Origin of the sequence: Pseudomonas sp. BSw22131, assembly GCF_026810445.1 — a bacterium.
Classification (GTDB): Bacteria; Pseudomonadota; Gammaproteobacteria; order Pseudomonadales; family Pseudomonadaceae; genus Aquipseudomonas; species Aquipseudomonas huanghezhanensis.
The window spans coordinates 4,917,850-4,934,007 of sequence record NZ_CP113949.1 but is presented as its reverse complement, the minus strand read 5'-3'; the positions used below and the strand labels follow the sequence as shown (position 1 = coordinate 4,934,007).

The 16,158-nt window shown below is 55.0% G+C and carries 12 protein-coding genes and 4 pseudogenes; all 16 read right to left on the bottom strand.

Annotated features, from left to right (window positions below):
- Nucleotides 1–23 precede the first annotated feature (23 nt).
- The 16 genes and pseudogenes from tnpC to OYW20_RS22175 all read right to left on the bottom strand — a co-directional run bounded on the left by tnpC (nucleotide 24) and on the right by OYW20_RS22175 (nucleotide 16,114).
- On the bottom strand, nucleotides 24–1,634 hold the full coding sequence (gene tnpC / locus OYW20_RS22250) for an IS66 family transposase (RefSeq protein WP_268798053.1): 1,611 nt from the start codon (nucleotides 1,632–1,634) through the stop codon (nucleotides 24–26).
- Nucleotides 1,635–1,695: 61 nt separating this feature from the next.
- Nucleotides 1,696–2,031, bottom strand: coding sequence for an IS66 family insertion sequence element accessory protein TnpB (gene tnpB, locus OYW20_RS22245; RefSeq protein WP_268798052.1), 336 nt, complete (start codon nucleotides 2,029–2,031; stop codon nucleotides 1,696–1,698).
- On the bottom strand, nucleotides 2,028–2,360 hold the full coding sequence (gene tnpA, locus OYW20_RS22240; protein ID WP_268798051.1) for an IS66-like element accessory protein TnpA: 333 nt from the start codon (nucleotides 2,358–2,360) through the stop codon (nucleotides 2,028–2,030). The genes tnpB and tnpA overlap by 4 nt, the downstream gene beginning before the upstream one ends.
- A 101-nt stretch (nucleotides 2,361–2,461) precedes the next feature.
- Nucleotides 2,462–2,599: pseudogene (locus OYW20_RS22235) on the bottom strand (diguanylate cyclase domain-containing protein); the annotation flags it as partial.
- Between the two features lie 61 nt (nucleotides 2,600–2,660).
- Nucleotides 2,661–3,632 (bottom strand): diguanylate cyclase domain-containing protein, encoded by a 972-nt coding sequence (locus OYW20_RS22230; protein WP_268798050.1) that lies wholly within the window; start codon nucleotides 3,630–3,632, stop codon nucleotides 2,661–2,663.
- Nucleotides 3,632–8,920: a PAS domain S-box protein gene (locus OYW20_RS22225; RefSeq protein WP_268798049.1), complete on the bottom strand. Its 5,289-nt coding sequence runs from the start codon at nucleotides 8,918–8,920 to the stop codon at nucleotides 3,632–3,634. The genes OYW20_RS22230 and OYW20_RS22225 overlap by 1 nt, the downstream gene beginning before the upstream one ends.
- 764 nt (nucleotides 8,921–9,684) lie before the next feature.
- Nucleotides 9,685–10,773 (bottom strand): endonuclease NucS domain-containing protein, encoded by a 1,089-nt coding sequence (locus OYW20_RS22220; RefSeq protein ID WP_268798048.1) that lies wholly within the window; start codon nucleotides 10,771–10,773, stop codon nucleotides 9,685–9,687.
- 13 nt (nucleotides 10,774–10,786) lie between these two features.
- Nucleotides 10,787–11,203, bottom strand: a pseudogene (locus OYW20_RS22215) (DEAD/DEAH box helicase family protein); the annotation flags it as partial.
- Nucleotides 11,204–11,564: 361 nt separating this feature from the next.
- On the bottom strand, nucleotides 11,565–12,200 hold the full coding sequence (locus OYW20_RS22210; RefSeq protein ID WP_268798047.1) for an SEC-C domain-containing protein: 636 nt from the start codon (nucleotides 12,198–12,200) through the stop codon (nucleotides 11,565–11,567).
- Nucleotides 12,201–12,203: 3 nt separating this feature from the next.
- The gene (locus OYW20_RS22205) at nucleotides 12,204–13,397 is read right to left on the bottom strand and encodes a site-specific integrase (protein WP_268798046.1); all 1,194 of its coding nucleotides are present in this window, start codon (nucleotides 13,395–13,397) and stop codon (nucleotides 12,204–12,206) included.
- A 211-nt stretch (nucleotides 13,398–13,608) separates the two neighbouring features.
- Nucleotides 13,609–14,220, bottom strand: a complete 612-nt coding sequence (locus tag OYW20_RS22200) for a hypothetical protein (protein WP_268798045.1) — start codon at nucleotides 14,218–14,220, stop codon at nucleotides 13,609–13,611.
- Nucleotides 14,217–14,432 carry a hypothetical protein gene (locus OYW20_RS22195; protein ID WP_268798044.1) on the bottom strand — a complete coding sequence of 72 codons (216 nt, stop codon included), beginning with the start codon at nucleotides 14,430–14,432 and terminating at the stop codon, nucleotides 14,217–14,219. Before OYW20_RS22195 ends, OYW20_RS22200 begins: the two co-directional genes overlap by 4 nt.
- A 224-nt stretch (nucleotides 14,433–14,656) precedes the next feature.
- Nucleotides 14,657–14,818: pseudogene (gene csrA, locus OYW20_RS22190) on the bottom strand (carbon storage regulator CsrA); the annotation flags it as partial.
- A 127-nt stretch (nucleotides 14,819–14,945) separates the two neighbouring features.
- Nucleotides 14,946–15,263, bottom strand: coding sequence for a response regulator transcription factor (locus OYW20_RS22185; RefSeq protein ID WP_268798043.1), 318 nt, complete (start codon nucleotides 15,261–15,263; stop codon nucleotides 14,946–14,948).
- 140 nt (nucleotides 15,264–15,403) lie between these two features.
- Nucleotides 15,404–15,653: pseudogene (locus OYW20_RS22180) on the bottom strand (DUF1654 domain-containing protein).
- A 128-nt stretch (nucleotides 15,654–15,781) separates the two neighbouring features.
- Nucleotides 15,782–16,114 (bottom strand): hypothetical protein, encoded by a 333-nt coding sequence (locus OYW20_RS22175; RefSeq protein WP_268798042.1) that lies wholly within the window; start codon nucleotides 16,112–16,114, stop codon nucleotides 15,782–15,784.
- Nucleotides 16,115–16,158: the final 44 nt, after the last annotated feature.

Here is a 16,158-nt window from a genome sequence, read left to right as displayed (position 1 = left end):
TGCGCGCATATCGCCTAGGGTATTTAATCCAGTTGCCACTTATACGGCAGCAATTGATCGACTTCAGTCGCCCGCTGCGTCGGCAGGCGCGTAAGAACATCCTTCAAATAGGCGTACGGATCATGACCATTCAGACGTGCAGACTGGATCAGACTCATGATCGCCGCCGCCCGTTTTCCGCTGCGTAACGACCCTGCGAAGAGCCAGTTCTTGCGTCCGAGAGCCCATGGTCGGATCTGGTTCTCTGCCCAGTTGTTGTCTATGGGTACAGCCCCGTCGTCGAGGTAGCGCGACAGCGCTGTCCAGCGTTTCAGGCTGTAATCGAGTGCCCTGCTGATGGCCGAGCCCTCGGGCACGAGGTCACGCTGAGCGAGCATCCAGGCATGCAACATATCCATTACCGGGACGGCTTTTTCTTGCCGTATTCGGCGGCGTAAGTCCGGTTCCAGATCGCGGGCTTCGCTTTCGATTTCGTACAGCAACTGGATGTAGCGCAGGGCTTGCTCGGCGAGCGTGCTTTTATTGGTAGCGTGCAGTTCGAAGAATTTGCGACGCGCATGAGCCATGCAACCGATCTCGGTCACGCCGAGTTCGAAGCTTGCCTTGTAGCCGCCAAAATCATCGCAGACCAGTTTGCCCTTCCAGTCATTAAGGAAGTTGCGGGCATGCTCACCGGCGCGACTGGGACTGAAGTCGTAAACCACAGACGCCGTTTCGCAGAACTGGGTGGTGGCGTAGGCCCAAACATAGGATCGGTGGGTTTTCTTTGTTCCCGGCATGAGCATTTGAACGGGTGTTTCATCGGCATGAATAACTTGTTGGCCGAGTACCACCTCGCGTAGCGCATCCACCAGCGGCTGCAACTGAACCCCAGTCATGCCAACCCATTGAGCCAGTGTTGAGCGTGGAATCGCCAGGCCCGCTCGACCGAAGATCGACTCCTGACGATAAAGCGGCAGATGGTCAGCAAACTTGGCGATCATGACGTGGGCCAGCAGGCCGGCAGTCGGGATGCCCTTATCAATGACCTGCGCCGGAACCGGTGCCTGGATGAGCGTTTCGCAGTCATCGCAGACCCATTTGCCACGCACATGGCGTTCAACGCTAAACACGCCGGGCGTGTAGTCGAGCTTCTCGCTGACATGTTCGCCGATACGCTTGAGGGCGCAGCCGCATGGGCAGTGGGTGTTGTCCGGTTCGTGATGGATCAGTGTGCGCGGAAACTCAGCGGGCAGTGCCGTGCGCTTGGGCTTTTGCTTTTTCTCGGGCGATGCCGGAGTCGGTTGCAAGGCTTGAAGCTCGGCTTCAATCGCCGCGATATCTGTATCGATCAGATGGTCGAGCAGGCTCGCTTGCTCAGGACTCATCTGCTCGCTGCGCTTGGCAAACTTCATGCGTTTGAGATGCGCGACCTCAAGGGTCAGTTTCTCGATGACCGTCTGATCGCGATGGATCTTCTTGCCCATCGTCTCAACGGTTTTACCCATCGTTTCGACTTGTTGGTCGAGCGTCTCGACCGTCTTGCCCAGCGTGTCTACCTGGTGGTCGAGCGTCTGGACACGCTGCATCAACTGCGCCGCCAAGGCGCGCAGTTGTTCAGGTGCCAGATGATCGATATTTGGGAGCGAAGTCATGCTGCGGATTTTGCCAGAGCAGGCAATTCACAGCGATAGACCGATAGGCTAATAGCGACCGTTAAAGCAGTGTGATCGCGCCTCCAGAACCTGCGCGTTGCCACGGCAAACCCAGCACCAATGCCTGAAGTTGCTCGGTATTCAGTTCCATTTCAGAGCCATGGCGATTGCTAGGCCAGTGAAACTTGCCTTGGTTCAACCGGCGCGCCGCCAGCCAGACTCCAAAGCCGTCATACACCAGCACTTTCATGCGATTGGCGCGGCGGTTGGCGAACAGATAAGCACAGTGCGGCTGCGCCGCACCGAACACCGCAATCACCCTGGCCAACGCCGTTTCGGTGCCAGCGCGCATGTCCATCGGCTCGGTGGCAAGCCAGATGGAGTCGATGCGGATCATCGCAGCAAGTCTCGAAGAAAGGTTGCGCAGGCAGCGGCATTTTCAGTCGGCCAGTTCACTTTGACAGTGCCACGCGGGTGCTGGATTTCAACACAGATATTCGACGATGCAGCTTGCGAGTTTGCTCCCGTCAGCGGCATGGGGAGCGGAATAAATGCAGGTTGCAGCGCTGTGCTTTTCTGCGCTTGCAGCCGAATCCATTTGTGGACGAGGTTTGCGTTGAGGCTATGGTTGAGTGCGATGCTGGCAATCGAAGCGCCGGGCTGGACGCACTCTTGAACGACTTGGGCCTTGAAGGACTTGGAATAGGAACGGCGTGTTGGCTGCATGAAATACCCGCTTAAAAGGCTAGAACTGGTGCCCACTTAAATTTAAGCGCACACCATGTCTTGGCTTTGCAGGGCTGGGTAGATGACTTGGCCGGACGGTTACGACTCTCTACGGTGCCGGGCAGCACCACCACGAAGGGGGCACCGGCCAACCGGCACAGTAAACCCTGACGCCGAAGATTGAGCAGCAACAGGTGACTGATCGCAACCACCACCTCATCGCCCTCGGCGTGCCCGAAGCGCTACCCAGGGTTTGCCGTTGTCGGCAAGAAGCTCTTATTAGTAAGGCTGCACGAGCATTTAGTTAGAGAGCAATTTGTCACAGGCCTCTGCCGGCTGGTCAGCAGTACTCCACCTATTACGGCCCCTTTGTTTGGCACGGTAAAGCTGTATATCGGCCTCGCTGACAAGCCAGCTTGGCAGGGAACCTGCCGTAGGAATTTGCGTGGCAACGCCAATACTTACGGTGATAAACGGGTATGTCTGTGAGGTAGCGTGTTCTATTTTTAACTCGCGAATCCTGTCGAGCATTTGCCGGGCTATCTCCGCAGCGCCAATGCTCTCGGTATTAGGCAGCACACAGGCAAACTCTTCACCTCCGTATCGTGCCGCCAAGTCGTACGGGCGCTTTAAGATGCTTTTTATGGCGCGTGCAACCTGCTGCAAACACTTATCTCCCTGTTGATGCCCGTAATGATCGTTGTAACTTTTGAAATGGTCGACATCGATCATCAGTAGAGATAAATATTCAGTATTTCGCGCGCACTGTAACCAATCCCGCTGTAGATGTTCGTCGAAACGTCTACGATTGGCGATACCGGTCAGACCATCTGTCAGCGCAATGGATTTGAACAGGTCAGATTGTAGTTTTAACGCTAAATGCGTTTTGATCCTGGCACGCACCAACGGTGCCTTTATAGGTTTGGATATAAAATCAACGGCCCCCAAAGCAAATCCGAGCATTTCATCAGCCTCCTCTTCCTGAGCCGTCAGGAATACAACAGGGATGTCACAGGTTCTGCTCTCTGCTTTCAGCCTTCGGCAAACTTCATGGCCGGACATATCAGGCATCAATACATCCAGAATAATTAAATCCGGGTATTGCGTTTCGCATTTCAGAAGGGCCTGCTCGCCCTCCATTGCCATGATCACATCGCATTCATCTTTGAACAGCTCATGGATCAGACGGATATTTAGGGGCTGGTCATCAACCACCAGAATCCTCGGCCTGAAGCCTCGACCCTCTGCGAGTTCTTTCAAGAGTGACTGCATCAAACTTGTCCTTCCAATAACCGCTTAATTGTCAGCAGGGCTGCGTCAAAGTCCAGGTCACGCACCTGTTCGGCGAGTCTGCTGAAGGCTGTTCTCTGGGATACAGGCGTGTGACGCTCGAGCTCTGCAACAACGTCCAACGCCTGCATATTGCCCGCAATCAATAACACCATTAGCTCTTCCAGACTCCCTTTTCTTTCTTTTAAAGACCACGCAGAGGGGTCTGTCTCTACGTTTGAGTCGCTCACAAAACCGGTGTGAAAGGCTCGCAGAAGACGCTTGTCACTTTCGATGATCAGTGCGGAAAGCTTAGAGATCATTTCAGCCGACAGTAAATTTGAAGCTTGCGTATCAGGATTTTTCCGGATAAATATTTCCAACTCCCCTGCCTGCTTGGCAAGCGCAAGCGCCCCAACAGTGCTGGAAATACCCCTCAACGCGTGCAATGTGTTGGCAATGCCAATCGTGTCATCGCTTCGCAAATCCATGTGCAGCGCGCTTAGCATTCGTCCGGCTTCTTTGGCGAAAATGGACAGGGCCGAACCGTAAACATCATGCAGGCCTCCCAAGCGATTAAGGATGCTATCCAGCGGCTCGATGAAGTCCTCTATTCCTAACGACTTCGGCTCTGTGACAGGAACCTTGTCGCTGTGATCTCGCCCGGTAATTCGTCTCAGCAGTGGCAGTACTTCGTCCATATTGATCGGTTTTGCTACGTGCTCGGTCATACCACTTGCCAAGCAGTTAATCCGGTCGGTGTGTGAAGCATTGGCTGTCATCGCAAGTATAGGTAGTGATTCAAACCGACTATCTGACCTAATGCGGCGCGTGGCCTCCATTCCATCGATATCTGGCATTTGGACATCCATGATGACAGCATCAAATTCACCGTAGGTCCGTGTGGCAATTGTTACCCCCTCCAGACCATTCTCGGCCAACGTCACTTTGGCTCCCTCTGCGGTCAGCAACTCGCTGACGACCTGCCGGTTAAGTGCATTGTCCTCCACCACCAGCAGGCGCATCCCTGCAAGCTGGTGTATTGCGGGTATTTCAGCGGCAGGCACGCTTGATACGCCAACGCCATCCAACGCCTGTTGAATCGCTTCGAACAGCTGTTGCGGTGTCACAGGTTTTGTGAGGAATTCCTCAAATGGAGCGTTTTTACTGTCGATCGCTAGCGTCAGCTCTTCCCGGCCAAACGCGGTCACCATTACGATCACAGGCGGTTTATTGTGCAGGCTGGCATTTTTGATCAGGGTTGCTGCCGCCAAACCATCGAGTTCGGGCATTCGCCAGTCCATGATAACCGCATCGAAAGGCTCACCCTGCTGCATGGACTGATGTACCGATTGTACGGCGGCATTCCCGCCATCGGCATAAACAGCCTCCCAGCCGAGGGCCTCAATCGTGTGGGTCATTATTTGCCCGGATAACACATTGTCATCGACAACGAGAATGCGACGGCTGGGCGCCGAGCTGCTACGTGGGGCTGTCAGGGGCGTCCATTCCTCAACGGTAAGTGTCAAGTCAAACCAAAACTCGCTCCCTTTGCCCTGTTCGCTCACGACTTGCAGGCTGCTCCCCATCAACTCAACCAGACGCTTGCTGATCGCAAGCCCAAGACCAGTGCCCCCATAGCGCCTTGTTGTTGAAGCTTCAGCTTGGGTAAAACCGTCAAAAATGTGCGTCAGCTGCTCAGGGCTGATGCCTATGCCGGTGTCTTTGACGGAGACTCGCAGTGTTATCTGACCGGCGCCACGCCACAGTTCGGCCAGTTGCACAATCACATGGCCCGTCTGCGTGAATTTCGTGGCGTTGCCCGCCAGATTGATCAGAATCTGCTGAAGACGAAGTTGGTCCCCGATCAAAACACGGGGCAATTGAGGCGCGACCTCAAACAGCAACTCGACGTCCTTCTCTTGCAAATTACAAGACAGCACGACGGCCAGATCGCACATCAGCGTTTCAACGCCGAACGGATGCAGGTCCAGCTCCAGCTTGTCTGCATCAATCTTTGAAAAGTCGAGAATGTCATTCAGCAGGCCCAGCAGCGAGCGAGCTGCAGTCTGGGCTTTGGTAGCATAGTCATGCTGCCGCGGATCTAGTCCCGTCTGCGTGAGCAGCTTTAACATCCCGAGAACCGCATTCATTGGGGTACGGATTTCGTGGCTCATGTTCGCCAGAAACTGCCCCTTGACGATAGTGGCTTGCTCCGCGTGGTCTTTGGCACTCAGAAGCTGGGCCTCGACTTCCTTGCGTTCGGTAATATCAAGATTGATCCCGGTTACACGAGTGGCGACACCCTCCGAGTCACGCTCGACATACGCTCCAGCCTGCACAAAACGTATAGAGCCGTCCGGCCTTAGTACCCTGAATACAGGATCATAATTACCGAGGCCATCAATGGCTGCGACCAGGCTTGCTTCCGTCGCAGCGATATCGTCCGGGTGGACCCGGGAGCGCCAGTGCTCATAGATACCTGATTTACCGTTCAACGCTGCGGGCAGCGCATACAAGCTGAACATCCGGTCATTCCAGTCCATTACATCGTCGACCATCAACCAACTCCATATCCCAAGTTGCGCGGCTTCGGCGGCCAGGACAAGTTGATCGCGTGCGGCCGCGAGCTCGCGGCGCTGTCGCTGCTGCAGGGTAATGTCAGTGGCGATACCGAGATAACCAGTAATCTTGCCCGTGCGGTCTCGCATGGCCGTAACAACCAACGAAACGGTTAGATGCGTTCCATCTTTGCGCACGTACGTCCACTCACGTGTTTCGGCTCCTTCGATTTCGGGGATGTGTACAAAGGCCCGAAAACCTTCTATGAGCACACCCTGCTCATGACTAAGTACTCGAGCGCGTGCACTGACTTCTTGGTCCAAATGAAACTTCGCCGAGCTGAGCACGCCCACCACCTCGTCCTCGCTATAGCCCAGCATACGCTGGGCGCCCATATTGAATACTTTAATTAAACCCTCCGTGTCAGTCGCGATGATTGAAACTTCGGAAGCGGCGTGCAATACATTGGTCAATAAAAGATGTAGTTCCGAAAGCTCTTCATCCGCAGCTCGCCGATCCGTAACGTTTATACGCAACGCTATATAGCGTTCGATTACGCCATGACTATCAAATGTGGGTGCAACAACGGTATCGAACCAGCGCAGGCTGCCATCACTGGTGCGGTTGCAAATCTCTCCGTGCCAGGCGTTTCCTTCAAGCAGCATCGTCCACATCGTTTGCCAAAATAAGTCGTCATGCGCTCCCGAATTGAGCAGCCGGTGGTCTTGGCCAATCAGCTCTGAGCGAGTTAACCCGTGAACCTCACAAAAACGTTCATTCACGTCCACTATCAGACCATTGGCATCTGTCGCTGAGTAGAGCAGTTGCTCGTTGATGGTCTGCAGCAGTACTTCGTTCGCGCGAAGGGCGCTTGCAAGATTCAATCGGCTTTCTGTCAGATCTGTCACATCATGGGCGATCACAAAGAAGCCGTTCACTTCGCCGTCGCTGACGTCCGGGATGTAGTGGGTAAGTGAATGGCGAATCTTCCCGTCAGGCCCTGGAATGGTCCGCTCGAATGTTTGCGGCTCGCCGCGCAGAACTCCCTCGATGTAGCTGCGGTTTGCCTGAAAAAGCGCCTCACCCAATACTTGCTGCATTGGCCGACCCGGCAAGGTCGAAGGTTCGAGCCCGAACCAGATCTTGTAGGCATGGTTGGCTACCCGGTTCACGAGAGAACTGTCCCAATAGCCGATCATTGACGGCAATGAGTCGAGCAAGGTGCGCAGGGTACGCTGTGCATTTCCCAGCTCAAGTGTTCGTGCCAGCACCTCTTCTTCCAGTCTGGCGTTGATTGCCAGCACTTGTGCCTCGGCCGCCTTCTCTTTCGAAATGTCGCGAACAGTTTTAGACGCACCAACGATGCGACCATCCGGACTGTATACCGGCGATATGGACACAGACACATTGATCAGGTGGCTGTCTTTGTGCTGGCGCAGGGTCTGAAAGGGCTCGATTTTCTCGCCTTTGCCAAGACGCTCAAGTATGTGCTGCTCCTGCTCTTGGGCGTCGTTCGGCACTATTAGCGAGGAGAGAGAACGCCCCACCGCGTCTTGAGCGGTGTATCCAAAGATCTGTTCGGCGCCTCTGTTCCAGCTCACCACGACTCCAGAAAGGGTCTCCCCGATTATGCCGTCGATTGAGCTGTCGACGATGGAGGCAAGCGACAACCGCGCTTCAGTAAGTTGGCTGCGTCTGCGTCGATTGAGGCTCCAGGAAAACACCAATATCGCCAGCACAACACTTGAGAACGTACCGCTTATGGCAAGCGTTCGGACAAACACGAGGGGAAGACTTTCAGCAAAGGCGGGGTAAATATCAAGCGTGAGACACCAGTTGCGCCCATAGAACGTCTGGTTAAGCGAATAGCTTCCAATCGCTATAACATCAGCCTTGGGCTTGGTGGTGGTATAGAAAGAAACAGGCTCGTCCTGCACAGTCTGGTCTTGCATCCTGATCTGCGCTTGCTCGAGATTTATGCCGCTATTACCTAATACGTCTTGGATGCTGAGAACAGCGTAACTCCATCCGAAAGCGTCATTAATCCTGGCAGCTTGTGTATCTGGTGTTTGTCCGGTTCGGTAAATAGGCAATAAGAACAGGAATGACTGATTAGGCATGCCTGTCGACTGAATTAAGGTAATCGGGCCCGTCAGAGTAGCTTCGCCGCTGCGCATCGAACTTTGCGCAGCAGCACTGCGATTGGCTTCCGACGCGATGTCCAGTCCAACGGATATGCGGTTCTTTTCGACCGGTTCTATATATTGAACAACGTAAAGCTCGCCATCATGGGGAGCGAACTGTCGAATCGATAAATCAGGGAAATCGTCGCGACGTGCCTTTTCGATAAAGGCAGCTTCTTGCGCCAGGGAAACGCGCCGGATAAACCCGAAGCCTTGAGCACCAGGGAACTCCACCTCCATATGGCGGCTATCGCTGTATCGCTTGAACTGCTCGCGTGTGATCGTCAGTTCGCCGCCCGTAAGAATGGCGCCACGTGCACCGCGCAGACCGTATTGATAGCGCTCCAACCGGGACTGGATGACCTCAGCTGCCTTCTGAGTGGCTGCGACCATGGCTTTATGGGTGATCTGCTGGTTGCGTTCCATGCCCCACCAACAGACTACTGCGGTTAGGATCAAGCCCATCGTCAGGGTCAAAAGCGCCTGGACCAGTGCAGGAGTTTGCCGCTCGGTCCTTGATGAACCGAATTCGATAGGATCGGGCATTGCGGACTCCTGGTATCAAGCTGGTTCGCGCACACAGCTCGACTGAGAGGCTATCGCCTTAGGTGTTTTTTCGGTGGGACGAGTAAAACAGCACGCGTGACAAAAAGTCCTCGAACTCTTCCATCCGCATGGCCCTGCCGTATAAATATCCCTGCATAATCTCGCAACCGAGACTGACCAGCATCTGCGCCTGCTTCGCCTGATGCAAATCATTTACTAACGCTCGGGTGGTGTGCCGCTTTTTTACCAGTCCGGCTCATAGCTCACGTCGCGGATCTCGCATCCTTTAGGGGAAGGCTGTCATTTCGGAGCAAAGGCAGGTCAAAAAGGCACAAAAAAAGCACTTGCGGTAAACGCTTAGTGCTTGATTTGTATTGAGTGTTTGGTGTGCCGAGGGGATTTGAATTTCAAGTTCATCTAATTGATTTTCTGGCTTATTTTTTTCCTGGTCAGCTAAGTGGAATACCGTTTGGAATGCCGCTTACTCTGAACGCAGGGCAAATCTTCGGGAATCGTTATATATGATTATCCACATCATCTAGGGCGGATCCGAAATGAGCAGAGTCTCTAGTCCGTTTCCTGCCAACGAGTCGGAAGTACGGCGCGCCCGAGAATAGAGCCTGCCGTATCCACCAATTTCTTATCCGGGGTGATTTACGCGACCCTCCGTCTAACTTGTTATCCGTTTGGTTTGGCAGATATCGGTGGTGTTTTAGATCGCTAGGTGCTGTGGCCGATAGCTTTTCCGTAAATGAGTCGAATGATCATTGCGCCTTGTTGAGCAAGCGTACCTTCAACCGCTCTATCGTCCAACGCCACTTGGGTGTGGTTGGGCGGCAGACGGTGTTTTGGTTGCCAAACAGACCGACTTCCTTGATGGCCTGTTCAACCGGCACGGTCTGCAGCCATTCCACGGGCACGAAGTACTCGCACAACGCTGGGTCGTTGCTGTATTCGGCGTGGTAGGTGCCACGTTTGGCGGCTTGCAGCACTGGCGTGTCGACGCCGTTATAGGGGACGGTGAAGTCTGCCGCTGCTGTGGCTCGCCCGGCTACGCGGCCAACACCGACGTACCCTTGCTGCGGAATGTTGACCCACACCCGGTCGCCGGGCGCGAGCATCTTCAGGCTGTTGCTGTACCAGGTGCCGCCACCGCCACAGATAAAACCGAAGGCTTGCGCATCTAGCCAGGAACGCGTCGGACTTTGGCCAAACGAGCAATAAAACTCACCATTCCACGGCTCACTAGGGCCATCGCTGCGGGTGTTGCTGACATTGGCTTGGGTTTCCACAGGGTCGAGCAGCCAGGAACGGCTGATCAGCTGTTGCTCGCCCTGCTGGAACACCTGAAAGCACAATACGTTGATGGCGATATCCCGCTCGCTGAGGTAGGCCACGATGCGCTCTGTACTGGCATCAAGCCCGGACGCGACGATGATAATCTGGTGGCTCTGATTGAGCGCCTCTTCATCCAGCGGAACGCCGAAGTAGGCGTGAAAGTCTACCGCCAGATCAGCGTCCTGGCGGTAGCGTTTGTAGATAGCGGCAATATCTTCGGCGGCCAGTTTCTCCACCCACGAGGCATAGTCGAGTGCCTGCGCCACCACATCACGCGGAGTGCGGTCGCGCTTGAGTTCGATCAGCACGAGGGAGGCATCCGGGGCGATAGCCAACAGATCAATCCGCCCGCCCAGGCCGGTGCTTTCCTGGCGGCCGATCAGCATCCACTCCTCCGACAATAGCCGTGGCGCGCTGACGATCATCTCCTCCAGCAACTGCTCGCTGGGCAGAATGCCCTCATGCAACTGGCTGGGTTGCCCACCGACCGTCCAGATTTGCGTTTTTATGGGCATAGGGTTGTCCTTTTTGGAAGGCGGTGTATGTTTTTCCGGTACCCGTGGCCATCACCAGCAGGATACGGTCCTGGTCGCGCGCCACAGCCTCGACGGTGCGGTTGATGGCATTCATCTGGTAGTAGCGTGGCATGCGTCCGGAGCCGTCGTCGTAGTTGGGCGCTTCGATCTTGTGCTGGACTGTATTAGCCAGCCCCTTCCACTGGCAGTAACGCTGCCAAAGTTCGGCAGGGCTGGGGAATTGATCGAGGGTGAGTTCTGCGCGGCGTGCTTCGCCACGGCTGTGAAGTTTTCCCCGGACGATAATGCGGCCTTTGGTAAAGCTGACTTCCTCGCGCACCTGCTTGTGCATGTCCCATCCAGCTTGCTGAACGGCTGGGGCGATGTACTTGCTGCCTATGTCCCGCTCGGAAAGCGACTTTTTGTCCATAACCCCAATTCCCTTTCACGGCAGCATTGTCGTGCCACCCCGGCATTGCTGATCCGCCTATTAGGCGTGAATGTAACCTGTTTGAGCCTCATTACGCATTTTGTTACTGGTCACTAGCCAATCGCAGGCTTATGACTTGAATGGGAAGGTAGATCTAATACTTTCGCGGGCAAGCGCGCTCCTACAGGAGGGGACATCAAGATCAAGAAAATGTCCGCGCAGAAAATCACCAAAACCCGGGCAACAAAAAGCCCGCGATAAACGCAGGCTCTTTGTAGGATTTGGTGGAGCCGGGGGGATTTGAACCCCCAGCCAAGCCCCGTATTCCGCGCCGCGTAGAGCGAAGGCTGTCATTTTGCTGTCATTTCATAGACCGGTCAGAAAGTTGCAGAATCTTCTCAACAGATGGCTCATGACAGCGTTTGTACTTTTCACCGCTCCCGCATGCGCAAAGGGCGTTTCGACTCGTTCCAGATTTTAGCGTAGTTATCAGGAGCAGTTTCAATTCCTCAAAGTGTATGTAAACACGTGCTTCCCTGCCTTCTAGTTCCGTTCCCGAGGGGGGGGTCTGACCGAACCAGTCGAAACTTGCTTCACAGAGCCGGATGAAATCATGGACAATTCGGTTATCAATAAGAGCCTTTCTCCAGTTATCAACTCTTTCCCCCTTATAGGTTTTGCCAAGTTCGGCGACAAACACTATCTGCCTCTCGTTTTCCAGTTTCGGGGTAATGTCGAAAAGCTCTCCGGCGGGGGACTGCCAAACAGAGTGAAATTCAGCTTCCACTAATACGCCCGGCCATTCCCAAATTTGCCATCCGAAAACCGCTTGGCCTCCAGCCACCGCGACCTTTCTCTTTACGTTTTCAAAGCATTCGCTGGGTAGCGATCCCTCACTACTGGTGTAGTCGAGGACTTGAGGTGGAAGAGAGCTAATCTCTGCGCAAAACTCTTTGACGTAAGATGGCAGACTCACTGGAGCTATAGAGGTTTGCATGCTTCATCCCTGACTCAATGGCTTGAAAACGGTATTTTTGTCCGTGCTGGCGCTCTGAGTCCACAAGCTTTCTCCTTTGCTACCAGCCGTTTCGTCCGCTGACGGCATCCAGCGGCCATAGACGCGTGCAATCATCGTCCAATCTTTATGGCCCATCTGTTTTGCAACCCACATAGGGTGCTCACCCGCTGACAGCATCATCGACGCATAGGTGTGGCGCGTTTGGTAGGGGCGTCGATATCGCACGCCGGCCTTCTTCATGGCCGGAACCCACATAGTTTTACGGATCGGGCCATCGCCTGCCCAGCGTTCCAGCGTGCGGGGGTTCTGGAACACCTCGGCATCGGCTAGGAACGTATGCGATTTCTGGGCCTTTAGGGCTTCCAATGCTGGTCTGAGCAGCTTCACTGATCGGCGCCCGGCTGACGTCTTCGGAATCTCCGCAACGCCCTTCGAGGCTTGCGTCATTGCCCGGCTGACCATCACCTCTTCTCGCAACCAATCGATATCACCCCAATCGAGGGCCACCAACTCGCTGGTGCGCAGGCCTGTCCATATCGCGAATTGCACCAGGTTGCGAGCCTGGCCAGACAAAGCGCCTTGAATAGCTTGTTGTTCCTCGGGGCTGAATGAGTCCACGTCGTCATCGGTTGTGGGCACATTCTTGCGGGAGTAGGTCCAGCCTGCCAAAGGGTTAAGTTCGATCATTTCTTCGTCCACTGCGTCGGTCAGCGCGGATCGTAAGCAGCTCTGGATGTTGCTCAAGGTTTTGTTGCCAATCTCCAGCGTGTCCAGCCAGTCCTTAAGCGTCTTTCGCTTGAGGTCGACCAGCATCACCTCCCCGAACTGCGGAATCAGCCTGAGCTCTATGATTTTCCGATAGCCGTCAAAGGTGCTGCTCGAGACATGCTTCTTCTTCCCTTCGAGCCAGCGGGTCAAAAAACCGTTCAGCGTCTCCCGGCACGACTCGGGCTCGAATTGTTGGGCCCTGGGCGAGTTAGGGAAGGTGACGGCGTAAACGAAGGTGCCAATCGAGATTGCGTGCTCGATCGCGGCTTTATGCTGCTCAGCCTTCTTCAGATTAGTGGGGGAGGGCTTGAGCGTGATGCGCTCGCGGCACCGGACGCCCCGATACATGAACGTGATTTCGATGCTCGAATCGGAGACCGCCCGAACTCCCCTCCCGCCTCTACCCATGACTCATATCCCTCTATGTCGATAAGCGTCCGGCCATCCGGCGCCCGATACCAAATTTCGCCAAGCCGCCAAATTCCATCCCGGATCTTCGAGCGGATCGCGTCCTCGCTGTAGCCAGACTCGCTGGCGAATTTCCTGATGGTCATGTAACGCATTGCTTTCACTCCTGACTCGTCAGGTTTATTTGCCAATCTGGAACTGACGCATCAGGTCAGTGCTTTGTTGGCGGTTCAAAGTCAGGCTCGCGGGAGGACGGGGGGATCAGCACCTCACCGGCGATCCCATCAAAAAAGCCAGGCTTCTCCCGGACCGTGCGATAGAACCCGGCCATGTAAATCTGAAACAGTGGACCGCTTCTTGATTCCGCGACCTTTCGGCCAGATCTGGCGCTGGCGCTGTCCTCAAGCCCAGCGATGAACGCAACTGTCGCCACCGCCCCCCGCTCTACACTGAAATGCTCACGCGCGGCGGATCGGTGACTTGCGTTGACGCCAAGCAGGTCACAGATATGGTCGAAGTCCATTGCACTGGTTATCGCTTCATCCAGCCCTCTGAGCATGTCGCACATATGCTCGGCGGTACGCCGTTGCGAGTCTCGAAGCGCTTCTTCCTGAAACCGCAAGATTGCGATCCGTTTGGTATCGGACGGAACGGTCAGCATCGCTCGCCGCAACTCGCGCCGGAAATAGTTCTCATACTCGAATTTGGCACTGATCGCGTCCCGGGCCAGCCGGCGCAGCAATGTAAGCTGGTCCCGCAGACTGAGATTTAATTGCGGCCTTCTGGTAAAGGCATAGATGGCTGCGGATGCTTTGGCGGTCATTCGCATGCTGCATTGCTCTGGCTGCTCACTGCATCGACTGTTGCACCGGCCTGCTCGGCGATGGCGCGCACCTGAAAGTTGATACCGCAGGCCTTGGCCAGATCCATCAGCTCACCAACGGTCGAGGCATCGCGCTGGAGGGCGTAGCCGAAACGCACAAGGCGTTGGCCAAGATTGGTAAATTCGGGTGCTGCATCGAGGCTACTGGTCATTACGACGCCTCCGCCAAGAGCTGAAGCGCGTTGCCGGTGGTCATGCCAACTACCACGGCTTGCGTACCCAAGCAGTGCTTGCCGTGGGGAAGCTGATTGATAAGCGCGGTAGCTGCCTGGGCGTTTGGCAGTTTGAACACCACTGTGAGGTGCATAGGCTCCATCGCGGCTTGTTTGATGCGCTCGTCAATGTGCTGCGAGATCGCCTGCCCAGCCTGAAGACTCTCCGCCTGGATGCGGTTGTGGATTTCTTCGCGGTGAACCGCAACTGCAGGCGGGGCTTCGATCCCGATTCGGGCTTGCATCCCTTGGACGCCCAAGAGGGTCACAACGATGTCGCCGCCGATGTGAATGGATTCGCCAGGTTTACGAGTGAGGATGAGCATGTGAACTCCTTGTTTCAGGCAAGCCGGGGCCGTGCCGCGATTGTTGGCTTTCGCAAATTTCAGGTGGTTATAGGGTCAGGCTTCGCTGATCACTGGACTGCGCCCGCGCACAGGCGCACGCCGCTGATCAGGCAAGGAAAATGCCCTGCGCTGACTCGTGGTCTTGATCGTGGCGATTTTGCGGCGGTGGAGTTGCGCCGCATGAAAATGCGACGAGGCCACGCTTGAAGGCCTCGGCCACCAACGCGGCTCGGTTCGATACGCCGAGTTTGAAGAAAGTCCGCTCAACCGATTTCTTCACAGTGCCAGGTGCGCAATTCAGAACTCGTGCGATTTCCTTATTCGCCAGGCCGGTGCATATCGCCAAGGTGGCGCGCAGCTCTTGCGCAGCCAGGAAGCCGATTGTGCCTTCAACATTGCCGAAGATGATTTTACCCGTATTCATGAAATGCGCTCCTTGTGCCTGGAGAGCATTTAAGCCTACTAAAGTTTTTAGGTCAAGTCTGCTGAAGTAAAAAAGTTAAGCAGGCTCAAGACATCAATTTGCGATGCTCACCTACAGGAGGGCATCGCAGATCTGTTCGGTCACTCGTCCTTCGGAACAATCCAAGATATCCGCACACTACCGTCTTCTTGCGGGTTAAGCGTGACGTTGTCGTTCTCCGCAATTTCATCCATCACCCGGCCCCAGTCATCGGGCGAATCACCTGTTGCGGGGTAAAGGACGGCCGCTTTTTTTTTGTGCGGCGGGTGAGTTCACAACCCTTTGCAGTCTGCTTCCCAAAACTTCGTATGAGCTGGGCGTGGGGGGAGTTGCCGTTTTTGCCTTTGCCATGATGTACCTCCTTGGTTGCTACTGGATACATGTACAGTAAAGGCGTCGGGTCGAACATTCAACGCTCAGGAGTACATTTGTACTCTGGCGTGTACCGAGACGGGTTGTCGACAAATTTTGGGGGGTGATTACTTGCAGGCCTCAAGCCCCACGTAGTAAGCGATCGAGCCTGAAACGATGGGCACCATATTCGCATCCGGCTGCGATGCGGCCATAGCTTCAGGCGTTTCACCTGATCCCAAGTACTTGACGGTGCTTTCCGGACAATTGAACAACCGAGTTGAATAGCTGATGCCGGATGCACCAGCGCGCTTCGTCACGATCGTGCGCTCTGCCCCGGATCCGCCTTTTTCGAGGACGGTGAATTCACCCTTTGGGTCAGACGGAACGGCAAGATTTCCTGCTACGGCGTTGAGAGACAACGTCGTTAAAGCCAGGGCGATACAGATTCGGATGGTCATGCTTGAATTTTCTGCGAATGGAGGACTGTCCAGTTTTGGGTAGT

Coding starts and splice junctions, on each gene's coding strand:
- tnpC (WP_268798053.1), bottom strand. CDS start 1,634: ATGACTTCGCTCCCAAATATCGATCATCTGGCACCTGAACAACTGCGC.
- tnpB (WP_268798052.1), bottom strand. CDS start 2,031: ATGATCCGCATCGACTCCATCTGGCTTGCCACCGAGCCGATGGACATG.
- tnpA (WP_268798051.1), bottom strand. CDS start 2,360: ATGCAGCCAACACGCCGTTCCTATTCCAAGTCCTTCAAGGCCCAAGTC.
- OYW20_RS22230 (WP_268798050.1), bottom strand. CDS start 3,632: ATGCAGTCACTCTTGAAAGAACTCGCAGAGGGTCGAGGCTTCAGGCCG.
- OYW20_RS22225 (WP_268798049.1), bottom strand. CDS start 8,920: ATGCCCGATCCTATCGAATTCGGTTCATCAAGGACCGAGCGGCAAACT.
- OYW20_RS22220 (WP_268798048.1), bottom strand. CDS start 10,773: ATGCCCATAAAAACGCAAATCTGGACGGTCGGTGGGCAACCCAGCCAG.
- OYW20_RS22210 (WP_268798047.1), bottom strand. CDS start 12,200: ATGCAAACCTCTATAGCTCCAGTGAGTCTGCCATCTTACGTCAAAGAG.
- OYW20_RS22205 (WP_268798046.1), bottom strand. CDS start 13,397: ATGGGTAGAGGCGGGAGGGGAGTTCGGGCGGTCTCCGATTCGAGCATC.
- OYW20_RS22200 (WP_268798045.1), bottom strand. CDS start 14,220: ATGACCGCCAAAGCATCCGCAGCCATCTATGCCTTTACCAGAAGGCCG.
- OYW20_RS22195 (WP_268798044.1), bottom strand. CDS start 14,432: ATGACCAGTAGCCTCGATGCAGCACCCGAATTTACCAATCTTGGCCAA.
- OYW20_RS22185 (WP_268798043.1), bottom strand. CDS start 15,263: ATGAATACGGGTAAAATCATCTTCGGCAATGTTGAAGGCACAATCGGC.
- OYW20_RS22175 (WP_268798042.1), bottom strand. CDS start 16,114: ATGACCATCCGAATCTGTATCGCCCTGGCTTTAACGACGTTGTCTCTC.